The 12,827-nt window shown below is 68.2% G+C and carries 12 protein-coding genes and 1 pseudogene; 5 read left to right on the top strand and 8 right to left on the bottom strand.

What is annotated here, in order from left to right:
• Positions 1–4: 4 nt before the first annotated feature.
• The 6 genes and pseudogenes from GYB83_RS08110 to purL all read right to left on the bottom strand — a co-directional run bounded on the left by GYB83_RS08110 (position 5) and on the right by purL (position 6,079).
• Complete coding sequence (locus GYB83_RS08110) at positions 5–385, bottom strand: DUF2752 domain-containing protein (protein WP_228461301.1); 381 nt, start codon at positions 383–385, stop codon at positions 5–7.
• 58 nt (positions 386–443) lie between these two features.
• A complete protein-coding gene (locus tag GYB83_RS08115) occupies positions 444–863 on the bottom strand; it encodes a CD225/dispanin family protein (protein ID WP_161895007.1) in 420 nt (139 codons plus the stop codon).
• A gap of 103 nt (positions 864–966) precedes the next feature.
• Positions 967–1,428: a CD225/dispanin family protein gene (locus GYB83_RS23365; RefSeq protein WP_186349741.1), complete on the bottom strand. Its 462-nt coding sequence runs from the start codon at positions 1,426–1,428 to the stop codon at positions 967–969.
• A gap of 129 nt (positions 1,429–1,557) precedes the next feature.
• The gene (locus tag GYB83_RS08125; protein WP_161895008.1) at positions 1,558–1,962 is read right to left on the bottom strand and encodes a DUF805 domain-containing protein; all 405 of its coding nucleotides are present in this window, start codon (positions 1,960–1,962) and stop codon (positions 1,558–1,560) included.
• A 57-nt stretch (positions 1,963–2,019) separates the two neighbouring features.
• On the bottom strand, positions 2,020–3,711 hold the full coding sequence (locus GYB83_RS08130; RefSeq protein WP_228461303.1) for an alpha/beta hydrolase: 1,692 nt from the start codon (positions 3,709–3,711) through the stop codon (positions 2,020–2,022).
• Positions 3,712–3,791: 80 nt separating this feature from the next.
• A pseudogene (gene purL, locus GYB83_RS08135) lies at positions 3,792–6,079 on the bottom strand (phosphoribosylformylglycinamidine synthase subunit PurL).
• A 124-nt stretch (positions 6,080–6,203) separates the two neighbouring features.
• Here purL and GYB83_RS08140 point away from each other — a divergent pair.
• The 4 genes from GYB83_RS08140 to GYB83_RS08155 all read left to right on the top strand — a co-directional run bounded on the left by GYB83_RS08140 (position 6,204) and on the right by GYB83_RS08155 (position 9,098).
• The gene (locus GYB83_RS08140; RefSeq protein ID WP_161895009.1) at positions 6,204–6,596 is read left to right on the top strand and encodes a hypothetical protein; all 393 of its coding nucleotides are present in this window, start codon (positions 6,204–6,206) and stop codon (positions 6,594–6,596) included.
• A gap of 10 nt (positions 6,597–6,606) precedes the next feature.
• Positions 6,607–7,005, top strand: coding sequence for a hypothetical protein (locus GYB83_RS08145; protein WP_161895010.1), 399 nt, complete (start codon positions 6,607–6,609; stop codon positions 7,003–7,005).
• A 76-nt stretch (positions 7,006–7,081) separates the two neighbouring features.
• Entirely contained in the window at positions 7,082–8,737 is a 1,656-nt protein-coding gene (locus GYB83_RS08150) for an AAA family ATPase (RefSeq protein WP_161895011.1), read from the top strand.
• A gap of 37 nt (positions 8,738–8,774) precedes the next feature.
• Complete coding sequence (locus GYB83_RS08155) at positions 8,775–9,098, top strand: hypothetical protein (protein ID WP_161895012.1); 324 nt, start codon at positions 8,775–8,777, stop codon at positions 9,096–9,098.
• Here the strand turns inward: GYB83_RS08155 and cysC are convergent.
• Positions 9,073–10,935 carry an adenylyl-sulfate kinase gene (cysC, locus tag GYB83_RS08160; protein ID WP_161895013.1) on the bottom strand — a complete coding sequence of 621 codons (1,863 nt, stop codon included), beginning with the start codon at positions 10,933–10,935 and terminating at the stop codon, positions 9,073–9,075. The genes GYB83_RS08155 and cysC overlap by 26 nt on opposite strands.
• Positions 10,935–11,822 (bottom strand): sulfate adenylyltransferase subunit CysD, encoded by an 888-nt coding sequence (gene cysD / locus GYB83_RS08165; RefSeq protein ID WP_161895014.1) that lies wholly within the window; start codon positions 11,820–11,822, stop codon positions 10,935–10,937. Before cysD ends, cysC begins: the two co-directional genes overlap by 1 nt.
• Positions 11,823–11,935: 113 nt before the next feature.
• Between cysD and GYB83_RS08170 the strand changes: the two genes are divergently transcribed.
• Entirely contained in the window at positions 11,936–12,820 is an 885-nt protein-coding gene (locus GYB83_RS08170; RefSeq protein WP_228461305.1) for a helix-turn-helix domain-containing protein, read from the top strand.
• Positions 12,821–12,827: the final 7 nt, after the last annotated feature.

The raw sequence follows: 12,827 nt of genomic DNA on the forward strand, positions 1-12,827 counted from the left end.
CTTATTACACCTTCAAAGAAGAGAATGGAGCAAACGGCAGGTTACGCACGACGAACCAGATCGACGTCGCCACCAACGCGATCATCGGCGTGTATCGCCAATGCTGCCAACTCCGCACGGTTCGCCCCCGCCAGAGCCCGATGACGTGGGCGACGAATGCGGTGACGAGCAATACCATGGCGATCACTCCGAGCGCGTTGTACGCGAGCGCAGCCTGGATGTCTCCGTGAAGGAGACTGTACAGCGCGCGCGTCGATCCGCAGCCCGGGCAATCGATGTGCAAGAACGTCTTCGTCGGGCAGGGCGGCAGGAATCCGCCCGGTGTCGTCGGATCACCGACCAGCACGATTGCGGACACGGCGGCCGCAGCCCCGACACCGAGCACCGGAGTCAGGACACGATGGCGGCCGACATTCGCGAGGAAAGCACTACTGTTCATGCGACTAGTAGGTGGTCGATGTGGATGAGCCCGCGGACGCGAGGATCACGAAGAGGACGGCGTACGCGATCACACTGACGACGACCAGGATCACCGAGGCGACCGCACTCCAGATGGCGTACGTCCTCGCATCCTCCGACGCTTTCCGAGCCCCGGCGAAGTCGCCCACGGCCCAGAGCTTGCTCACCGAAGTCGACTTCACGATCGAGACGATGCCCAGGGGGAGGCAGCACATCACCGTCGCCAGGATCGCCCACACGAGGTAGTCGTCCGGCTTGAGCATCGGAGGAGTCCCGTGCGGCGCGCCATACTGAGACGCCCCGTACTGGGGAGCCCAGGGCTGCGGCGCACCGTACGGGTGCGGCTGCCCGTACTGGGGATGCCCGCTGCCCTTGTCTGGCTCGAACTCGTGAGGCACTGTCATCGACCGGCGTTCCTAACTCTGAATCAATCGTCGCACTCTAACGCACGAACGGCTCGGGTCGTGTTCGCGTGAACACGACCCGAGCCGCTGCGCAGATCGACGGTCAGTAGCCGCTGGAGCCCGCCACTCCGAGGACGACGATGAAGATGATGTACAGGACCAGGACGATGGCGCCGGCCGCCGCACCCCAGATCGCGAACTTCTTGGCGTCGTCGGCCGCCTGCTGAGCGCCCGCGTGATCGCCTGCGGCCCACAGCTTGCTGACCGAGGTCGACTTCACGATGGCGACGATGCCGAGCGGAAGGCAGCACAGCACGGTCGTCAGGATCGCCCACACCAGGTTGTTGTCCGGCTCCGGCGTCTGCGGGCCCTGGTAGCCGAACTGCGGGGCCGCACCGTACGGCTGCTGGGGAGCACCGTACTGCGGCTGCTGCGGCGCACCGTACTGAGGAGCGCCGTACTGCGGCTGCTGGGGAGCGCCGTACTGCGGCTGGCCGCCGAAGGGCTGGTCGCCGTTGGAGGGCTGGTCGCCCGGCTTGGCGAAGGGGTCGTTGGGGGTCGTCATGTGTTTCAGAGTCCTCTCAGCGTTCTGGATTGCCCGAACTTTAGCTCACGGACGTGGCCTTGCCCACACGAGACCTGCACTGAGTGCACCTAAGCACTCCGCGGTGCGAGCCTCGAGCGACGACGGCCGTCAGCGTCGCTGGTCGAATCTGGCGCCTTCGGGCTTGCTGTCCATGCACAGGAGGACCAGCACGACAAGGCCGCCGATCACCGGGACGAGGCCGATCAGAATCATCAGTCCGCTGTACCCGGCGTCGTGCAATCGGCGGACGGCGACAGCCAGTGACGGAACCAGCACAGCCAGGCCGTACACCGGCAGCACGATGGAGATCAGGAAACCGAGTGCCCCTCCGCGACCGGCCATCGCGATCGCCTCCAGAACGACGACGACCACGACGTTCGCCAGCGCCCACCACCAGTACTCCCCACGACTCGCGCGGCCGTCGAAACGAGCGAACTTCTGGAAGACGCGCCGGACCGCATCTTGAAAAGGAATCCCGTACCACGGCAGAACAAGAGTCCCCGGGTCGCTCACTTTCGCGCGGATTCATTCAAACGAACGACAGGGAGGATCGGCGCCCGAGCGTGAGTCCTATTTCTCCGGCCCGTCGTGGCCGCGGAGTTCGACGAGCGCGTGCCGGATGCGTTCGGTGTCGGCGTCGGTCCAGCCCGCGGGATGTGTGACGGCGACCCAACCGTCCAGCACTTGAGTTCCGTAGTTGTGGCCGTGCCCGTCCGGCACGCCCGCGGCATTGCCGAGGTCGGCACTGACCTGCCAGAACGTGACGATCGGGAACCACCGCATCGACGGGTGACGGTCGCCCGCGGGCGGCTCGGCGAGCCAGTCGGGGCGGGTGAAGAGCAGATCCGTCGACCACCAGACGACCGGGTCGGAGCGATGCTGGATGTACAGGATCCGCGGCGACAGCCACTGCCCGTGATTCCGCTCGATTCCGGCGGTGTCGTTCGCGAATCGGACGACGAGACCGTCCGCGTAGGTCGGCTCCGCCTCCGGAGTCCCCGGGTCCCGGCGTTCGGTGAGGCTGCGCCACAACGGATTCGAGTTCGGCGGCCCCACCCAGAGCACGCCGTCCACCGTGCTGCGGATGTCGGCGAGCGAATCGAACGCGCCCTCCCCGGCCTGCGTTCCGAGGCTCTCCCCGTAGATGTACAGCTTGGGGCGATGATTCGCGGGCTTGGTCGCCCACCGCTCATGGACGGCGTCCAACAACGCTCGGCCCGCCGCAGCGGCCGCCGGGCGGTCGGCGACGAACGACAACCAGCTGGGCAGGTAGGAGTACTGCGCGGCGACGAGCGCGGAGTCGCCGCCGGAGACGAGCTCGATCGTCTGCGCCGCGGTCGGGTTCACCCAGCCGGTGCCCGTCGTCGGGATCACGACGAGCGTCTTGCGGTCGAAGGCTCCGGTCCGTTCGAGTTCGTCGACGACCACCCGCATGCGTGAGGCGGTGTCGCCCGCCGACTCCAACCCCGCATACACGCGGATCGGCTCCTTCGCCGGTCTGCCGGTGAGCCGACTCAGCTCGGCGGCGCCGACCCCGCCCGACACGAAGTTCCGCCCCTCGAAGCCGAGCGAGTCCCACGACGCCTTCGACATCGGACTGCCCGACTTCTCGGGTTCCGTCGGTTGCACCGCACCGTCGCGCGTGGTGTCGTTCTGGACACTGAACGCCCAGTTCAACGCGGCATAGCCGCCACGGACGCCGACACCGGCGACGAAGAGGTACGTCACGACGGCGACGACGACGGCTCCCGCGACGAGCGCGATCCGCCGCGGCACCCGCCACCGCCGCATCAACAGTCCGGCGACCCAGCGGCTCTCGTCGCGCAGTCCACGCGCGATCGCGATGATGCCGAGAGCGATCACCGCGCTCAGCAGGAGCGTCCTCGAATAGCCGATCAACGTCGGCGGCGTGGTGCCCATGATGTCGGCGAGACGGCGCTGCCAGGCGACGGCGGGAATCAGCATCAACACCGATGCGACCACGCAGAACACCCGCAGCCCGAGGTGGATGCGCGTGCGGACAACGTCGGTCGGCGGCCAGAACGACAGTCGCGGAGCGACCCACCTGCGACAGGCCGCGGCCACCACGACACCGACGCCGTGACCGATCGCCGCGCTGATGCCGCCGATGAGCCCTTGGAACATCCAGTCCCTCGGCAGCAGCGACGGCGTCATCGACATGCAGAAGAACAGCGTCGCCCCGACGAGCCCCGCCGTCGGGACCCGCAGCAGCGAGCCGATCGAATCGGCCGCACGACGCACGGGACGTCTCGACTGCGCTCGACGATCGGGGGAAGACCGCGCAAGACGATCGGAGGGACGACGCACGCCGCGGGAGTGGCTCAGCCGAACAGCGCCGGAAGCGTGTCCTCGTGGGCGGCGCGCAGATCGGTCAGCTTCACCGCGAACTGGTCCTGGACCTCCAGTTCGTCGCTGCCCTGATCGACGACGCCGATGCGCGTCCACGGCATCTGACGCGCGGTCAGCATGCCCGTGAAACGGGTCTCCTCGGTCCGCGGAACGGCGACGAGCACACGGCCCGTCGACTCCGAGAACAGCCACACGAACGGGTCCGCGCCCTCCGGCAGCAGGACGCGGCAACCCGTCTCACCGGCGAGCGCCGCCTCGGCGACAGCCTGGATCAGGCCGCCCTCGGACAGGTCGTGCGCGGCCGAGACGAGACCGTCGCGCGACGCGGCGATCAGGATGTCGCTGAGCAGACGCTCGCGTTCGAGATCGACCTTCGGCGGCACGCCGCCGAGATGATCGTGTTCCACCTGCGCCCAGATCGACCCGTCGAACTCGTCGAGGGTGTCGCCGAGCAGGATCAGCGTCTCGCCCGGCTCGGTGCCGATGCCGGTGGGGATGCGACGGCGGACGTCGTCGATCACACCGAGCACGGCGACGACCGGAGTCGGGAGGATCGCGGTGGAACCCGTCTGGTTGTAGAAGCTGACGTTGCCGCCGGTCACCGGGATCCCGAGCTGCGCGCAGCCGTCGGCGAGACCGCGGACGGCCTGGCTGAACTGCCACATCACGGCCGGGTCCTCCGGCGAACCGAAGTTGAGGCAGTTGGACACCGCACTCGGCTTCGACCCCGACACCGCGACGTTGCGGTACGCCTCGGCGAGCGCCAGCTGCGCGCCCTGGTACGGGTCGAGGTAGGTGTAGCGGCCCGACGCGTCGGTGGCGAGCGCGATGCCGCGGCCCGACTCCTCGTCGATCCGGATCATGCCGGAGTCGGCGTGCTCGGCGAGCACGGTGTTGCCGCGGACGTAGCGGTCGTACTGCTCGGTGATGAACTTGCGGCTGCACAGCGCGGGGCTGGCGATCATCTTGAGGAACACGTCTCGCGCAGTTCGTCGCCGGTCTGGGGACGCCCCAGGCCCGCGGTGGTCGACGCGATCACGTCGTCCTGCCAGCTCGGGCGCTCGACGGGACGGTTGTAGACGGGGCCGTCATGGGCGACGGTGCGCGGCGGGACGTCGACGACGGTCTCGCCGTGCCACGTGATCTCCAGGTGCTCGCCGTCGGTGACCTCGCCGATCACGGTGGCGAGGGCGTCCCACTTGCGGCACACCTCCATGAACTTGTCGACGTTGTCCGGCGTGACGACGGCGCACATGCGTTCCTGCGATTCGCTCGACAGGACCTCGGCCGGGGTCATGCCGACCGCGCGCATCGGGACCTTCTCGAGTTCGATGTGCATGCCGCCGTCGCCCGCAGCGGCCAGCTCGCTCGTCGCGCACGAGAGTCCCGCTCCGCCGAGGTCCTGGATGCCGACGACAAGACCTTCGCGGTACAGGTCCAGGCAGCACTCGATGAGGACCTTCTCGGTGAACGGGTCGCCGACCTGGACGCTCGGGAGCTTCTTGCGGTTGGGGCCCGACTCGGACTCCTCGTCGAACGTCTCCGAGGCGAGGACCGACACGCCGCCGATGCCGTCGAGACCCGTCCGGGCGCCGAACAGGATGATCTTGTTGCCCGCGCCCGACGCGAACGCCAGGTGCAGGTCCTCGGCGCGCATGACTCCGGCGCACAGCGCGTTGACCAGCGGGTTGCCCTGGTAACTGGCGTCGAAGACCGTCTCGCCGCCGATGTTCGGCAGGCCGAGGGAGTTGCCGTAGCCGCCGACGCCGCGGACGATGCCGTCCACCAGGCGACGGGTGTCGGGGTGATCGGCCGCGCCGAAGCGCAGCTGATCCATGACGGCGATCGGGCGGGCGCCCATCGCCATGATGTCGCGGACGATGCCTCCGACGCCTGTCGCCGCACCCTGGTAGGGCTCGACGTAGCTCGGGTGATTGTGCGATTCGACCTTGAACGTCACGGCCCAGCCGTCGCCGACGTCCACGACGCCCGCGTTCTCGCCGATGCCGGCGAGCATGCCCGCACGCATCTCATCGGTCGTCGTCTCGCCGAAGTAGCGCAGGTGGACCTTCGACGACTTGTAGCTGCAGTGCTCGGACCACATCACCGAGTACATGGCGAGCTCCGCGTCCGTGGGGCGGCGGCCCAGGATCTCGCGGATTCGCGCGTACTCGTCCTCCTTGAGACCGAGTTCAGCCCACGGCTGGGACTGATCGGGAGTGTCGGCGGCGTTGGAAACGGTGTCTACCTGGGCGCTCACACCAGACATTCTATGTCAGGGAACTTCATGCTCCGGTCGACGCCCTGCGACGCCATCCGCCGACCGGGCCGCGCCGTCATTGGTAGCGTTCTGTTCGACCCGAAACGGACGGACCGGAGACCTCATGACCACCGCTCTTCGCGCACGCATCGCAGTCGTCGCGGCACTCGGCGCCGCGACCGTCGCACTGGCCGCATGCACCACCGACGGCGTCGCCACCGTCGACTCGGCCGAACTGTCCGCAACGTCGACGTCCACCACCACGTCGTGGGCCATCCCTACGCCCACGACCGACGCACCGGTCTCGGAGGTCCCCGCGCCCGCCGGCTGGCAGACGATGACGTGCAAGCAGTACTCGGAACTGTCGCTCTCCGAGCAGGTCGCCGTCATCAAGGCCAACGGAAACCAGGCGCCCGCCGAGGCGCTCTCCACCGCCGCCCAACTGTTGAGCACAGGCTGCGCCGCGTTCCCCGACCTCCTGATCTCCGACGCCCTCGCCGGGCGCCTCCCGCGCTGAGGAGCAGTCGATGAACAACGGTTCAACAGGCTTCATCGCGAAGCCCCTCGCAGCATTCCTGCTGCTGGTCGCGATAGCCGTCATCAGCTGCATCGCTTGCGGCGATTCAACGGAACAACCCACTTCGTCGGCACCGGTTTCGACCGAACTGGTCACGACCACTCGCACGGTGACGGCAACCCCCGAGACTCCTACCTCACACCGGACAGACCCTGCCGATTGGGAATCGATGTCCTGCTCGGACTACACCGCACTATCGCCCGTCGAGCAACGTGAGATCTATCGGTCTCTCGCACCGGACGAGACAGACGACCGCCTGTCGAATGCCGCAATCCTTCTTCATGGCATCTGCAGTTCCCTGCCCACCGTCGCACTCAGAGACGCGCTCGCCGGAAATCTTCCAGGATAGGCCTTTATTCCGATTCCGCCCGTACGCGCCGCCCGCGGCATTAAGGTTGGTCCCCACAGCCGAGTTGGGGGACTCAATGACTGATCTGCGTGCACGCGACTGCTTCGACGCCGGGCTTGCAGGCCTCGGCTTCCTGATCGCCGACGACCCGCCGCCCGCTCGGCAGGCGTTCACCCGCGCAACCGAACTCGACCCGACGATGGGCGACGCCTGGCTTGGCCGTCTGGCGTCCGGCGACCGGTCGGGCGAGACCCTGCACGGCCTGTTCGAGGCCCGGACGTCGATCGGCGTCCAACAGCGGCGCGTCGGCCTGTGCCGCGGATCGCTCGCAGGCCTCGCTCCCGTCGGACTGTTCGTCGACTATCCGATCACCACCGCCGACCGAGCGTGCGCGGCATACGCCTCGTCGTTGATCGCGGGCGGCGATCTCGACGGCGCCCGCGTGGTCCTGTCGAGCGTGTCCGGCGACGAGCCGATCGTCGTCTACTGCCGGGCCGTGCTGGCATTGCGTTCCGGCGACTGGACCGGCGCGTTGCGGCTGCTCGGCGGCCGTTCGGGCTGGTCCGACGAGATGCTCCTCGCCGCGGCCGACTACGTCGCGGGCACCGCGTGCATCCAGTCGGGGGTGTTCGACGAGGGCATCCGACTGCTGTCGGCGGCGCGGGACAGTTCGCTCGACAACTGTCGCGCCGCGGCCACCTTCGCGATCGGCATGGCGTTGCGGACCCGAGGCGACGAGACGCAGGCGCGTCGCTGTTTCCAGGAGGCGTTCGCCCTCGACCCGTCGCTGTCGGACGCGCGCCGCGCCCTCGACGATCCGGCGTTCCGGCTCGTCGTCGACGGACCCGAGCCCGCCCTCGACGAACCGTCCGAGTGCGACGACGCCGACGCAGACCTCGCCGCCCAGGTCGGACTCGTCGAGGTCAAAGACCAGGTCGCCCGGCTGCGGTCGTCGGTGCGCCTGGCGAACCTGCGCGCGGCCAAAGGGCTGCGCACTCAGTCCCGCTCGCTGCACCTGGCGTTCACCGGACCACCCGGAACGGGCAAGACGACCGTCGCACGGATCGTCGCCCGCATGTATCGAGGCCTCGGCCTTCTGGCGACCGACACCGTCGTCGAGGTCAGCAGACGCGACCTCGTCGGCGAGCACCTCGGATCGACGGCGCCCAAGACGTCGGCCGTCATCGACCGCGCCCTCGACGGCGTCCTGCTGATCGACGAGGCGTACACCCTGATCCAGGAGGGCCTGTCCGGCGGCGACGCCTTCGGGCGCGAGGCCGTCGACACGCTCCTGGCCCGCATGGAGAACGACCGCGACCGCCTCGTCGTGATCATCGCCGGGTACGACGACGAGATCGACCGCCTCCTCGCCTCCAATGAGGGACTGGCGTCACGCTTCTCCAGGCGCATCCGATTCGACTCGTACAGCCCGTCCGAGCTGGTCCGGATCGCCGAGTCGATCGCGGACGGCCGCGACTCTCGACTGTCGGCGCAGGCCTGCGAGACGCTGCTCGCGTCGTTCACCGGCCTCTGCGCCTCGACGATCGGCTCCCGCAGAGCGGTCGACGTCGCGGGCAACGGACGCCACGTCCGCAACCTGATCGAAGCCGCCGAGGAGGAACGCGAGCACCGCCTCGCCTCGTCCGACGACGTCGCCGCCCTCACCGAAGCCGACCTCATGACCCTCACCGCGTCGGACGTCCGGGCGGCCCTCGTCCGGGTGCAGCGATGAGACACAACGTCAGCAACCATATTGCTAACATTCCGACATGACTGATTGGTCCGCTGTCGACAACGCCGTCTTCGTGCGGCAACTCCGCTCACGCGCCAGGCGTTTCGCCTTCTACGGCGCCATCCCGGCGGCGCTCGCCGTGATCATGCTCCTCGGCTCCGCGGTCAGCCAGGGAACCGTCAGCATCTCGGCCGCACCGGCCTACCTGATCGGATACATCGTCGGTCGAATGGTCCTGATCGGGATTCCGGCGACAGTCGCCGTCCTCCTGTTCCGCAAGCGACGTTCGCTCCTGGCTCAAGCACGACGACTCGAGGACGCCGACGAGCCCCGACCTACAGCCCCAACCGCTCGAGGATGAGATCGGCGATCTGCGACGGAGTCCCGTCGGACGGGCGGATCACCAATTCCGGGGTGACGGGACGTTCGTACGGCGAGTCGATGCCGGTGAACTGAGAGATCTCCCCGGCCCTGGCACGCGCATACAGGCCCTTCGGGTCGCGGGCCTCGCACGCGTCGAGCGGCGTGTCGACGAAGACCTCGTAGAACGGCAGATCACGCGCGGCATGGATCTCCCTGGCGCGTTGCCGCTCGGCGGCGAAGGGGCTGATCAACGACACCAGGGCGACCGCGCCGGAATCGGCGAACAACGATGCGACCTCGGCTGTCCGTCGGATGTTCTCGCGGCGGTCGTCGTCGCCGAACCCGAGGTCGGCATTGAGACCGTGCCGGAGATTGTCCCCGTCCAACAGGTACGCGGGCCGCCCCTCGGCGACGAACCGCCGCTCCAACTCGGTCGCGAGCGTCGACTTGCCCGACCCGGACAACCCGGTGAGCCAGATCGTCGCACCACGGTACGAGCGGTGCTCGCGAGCCACCTTCGTCGCCTGCCACACCACGTTGGTGTCGTGCGCGACGGGCGCGCCGATCATGCCCGCGGCGACCGTCGCGTTCGTGGCCTCGTCGATGAGGATGAAACTGCCGGTCTGCCGGTTGCGGCGGTACTCGTCGAACATCATCGGCTTCTGACAGTGCAGCGCGACGCGGGCGATCTCGTTGAGGTCGACCGAACCGGCGTCCTCGTCACGATGCAGAGTGTTGACGTCGAGCCGGTACGTCAGCGACGTCACCGACACCCGCGTCTGCCTGGTGCCGCACAACATCAGGTACGTGTTGCCCTCGGCGAGCGAACTCGACTCCGAGAACCAGCAGATCATCGCGTCCATGTCCCGTCCGACGTGCGGACGGTTGCCGGGGCGGACGAGCATGTCACCTCGGACGATGTCGATCTCGTCGGCCAGTTCGACCGACACCGCGTCGCCTGCCGTCGCCTCGGACAGCTCGAGCCCGCCCGGACCCCAGATCTTCGCGATCTCGGTCCCGAAGCCTCCCGGAAGCGCGACGACCTTGTCGCCGACGGCGAAGCCGCCGCCCGCGATCGTCCCGGCGAACGCGCGATGATCGAACCCGTCCCCCCGCTGCGGGCGGATCACGTACTGAACCGGGAACCGGCCGTCGATCAGATTCCGGTCCGATGCGATGTGCACCGTCTCGAGGTGTTCCAGCAGTGACCGCCCCGTGTACCAGGGCATGGCGTCCGACTTGTCGACCACGTTGTCGCCGCGCAGCGCCGATATCGGGATGAACATGACGTCGGTGACGTTCAGCTTGGCCGCGAACGTGGTGAACTCGTCGACGATCTCGTCGTAGCGCTCCTGCGAGAAGTCGACCAAGTCCATCTTGTTGACGCACACCGTGAGGTGCGGAATCCCGAGCAATGACGACAGGAACGCGTGCCGACGCGTCTGCTCCAACACGCCCTTGCGCGCGTCGACGAGGATGATCGCGAGGTCGGCCGTCGATGCGCCGGTCACCATGTTGCGCGTGTACTGCACGTGGCCGGGCGAATCGCCGATGATGAACTTCCGCGCGGGTGTCGAGAAGTAGCGGTAGGCGACGTCGATCGTGATGCCCTGTTCCCGCTCGGCGCGCAGGCCGTCGGTGAGGAGCGCGAGGTCGGCGGTCTCGTCGCCGCGCTGCGCGCTGGTCCGCTCGATCGCCTCGAGTTGGTCGGTGAAGATCGACTTCGAGTCGTACAGGAGACGACCGATGAGCGTCGACTTGCCGTCGTCGACGCTGCCCGCGGTGGCGATGCGGAGCAGGTCGTTGCGGCCGTGGTCGGATGTGGGAGCGTTCATCAGAAGTAGCCCTCCTTCTTGCGGTCTTCCATGCCTGCCTCGGAGATGCGGTCGTCCGCGCGGGTGGCGCCGCGCTCGGTGACGCGCGTCGAGGCGACCTCGTCGATCACCTTCTCCGGAGTGTCGGCGTCGCTCTCCACGCAGCCCGTGCACGTGGCGTCACCGACGGTCCGGAACCGGACCCGCTCGACGCGGCTCGTCTCGCCCGGATACTTCACGAGGAAGCGCGTGTCGGCGAGCAGCATCCCGTCGCGCGGGACGACGGCCCGCTCGTGCGCGTAGTAGATGGACGGAAGGTCGATCCGCTCGGCGGCGATGTACTCCCAGATGTCGTGCTCGGTCCAGTTGCTCAGCGGGAACACGCGGATGTGCTCGCCGCGCGAGTGGCGACCGTTGTACAGGTTCCACAGTTCGGGCCGCTGGTTGCGCGGGTCCCAGGCGCCGAACGCGTCGCGGAAGCTGAACACGCGCTCCTTCGCGCGCGCCTTCTCCTCGTCGCGCCGGGCGCCGCCGAACACGGCGTCGTACTTCCCGTCCCGGATGCCTCGGAGGAGCGCAGCGGTCTGCAGACGGTTGCGCGATGTGCCGGGCCCCGTCTGCTCGACGACTCGACCCGCATCGATGTCGTCCTGCACACTGCTGACGACAAGGCGCGCGCCCGTGTCGGCGACGATCCGGTCGCGGAACTCGATCACCTCGTCGAAGTTGTGACCGGTGTCGACGTGCATGAGCGGGAACGGGACCGGTGCAGGCCAGAATGCTTTTCGTGCCACGTGAAACATGACGACGGAGTCCTTGCCCCCGGAGAAGAGCATCACCGGTCGCTCGAACTGCGCCGCGACCTCGCGGAAGATGTGGACCGATTCGGCTTCGAGTTCGGAGATCACGGCGAACAAGCCTCCCTTGACGTGTCGAATATTCGACACTTAGTGTTTCAAATGTGACATCGACGGTAAGCGAAGGCGGAAGCGCACGTCAACCTTCCCCACCCACCAGGCGCGTGACCGTCGTGCTCGACCACGTCGTCCACGCCGATCACCCTCCCACTCTCGCCGACATCGTCCGGGAGACGGGGCTCCCACGCGCCACCGTGCACGCGATCGTCGCCGAACTCGTCGACGCCGGGTGGCTCACGCGCCGAGCCGACGACGGGACGGTCGGCCTCGGACCGTCATTCCTGCACACCGCACGCACCGCCGTCGGATCCGACCGCCTCGCGATCGACGCCCGGCCCGCACTCGAGAGCCTCGTCTCCGACACCGGCGCGCCGGCCTTCCTCGCCCGCCGGATCGACGACGAGACGATCACCGTCGTCGAATACTGCTGGCCCCTCGACTCCGCTCGGGGTGCCGAGGAAGGCGCTCGGGGAGCCCGCGAACGCGCTCCGGAGTCTGTGCCGACCGGGAACGAGTGGATGAAGCCCAATCGGCCGATCCGACTCCGACCACCGATCTGCCGAGAGTTCGTGGCGTGGTCGACGCCACTGGCGCGGGAAGCGTGGATAGCGCGCGCACCCGAAGCAGAGCGCCCGCGACTGCGCGACGTGCTCGACGAAGTCCGCGACCGCGGCTACTCGATCGAGCGGATCACCGACGGGCATCGCGCCGTGATCGACGCGCTGTCGGCCCTCGACTCCGTCCCGCCGCCCCTGCGCGCCAGAGTCGGCAGCCTGCTCACCGAGCTCTCGGCGATCGACTACCTCTCCGACGAACTGACTGACGACGCCGAAGCCGGCGCCGTCACCATCGGCGCACCGATCATCGACGACGGCCGGGTGATCGGCGCCGTCGTCTCCTGCCCGCACACCACGATGACCGGTCGTACCCTGCGTGAATGGGGAGCTCGGACCGCGTCAGCGGCCGCGTCGCTCTCCTCGCGCGCGTAGCCGTCAC

Source organism: Gordonia spumicola, assembly GCF_009932475.1.
GTDB lineage: Bacteria > Actinomycetota > Actinomycetes > Mycobacteriales > Mycobacteriaceae > Gordonia > Gordonia spumicola.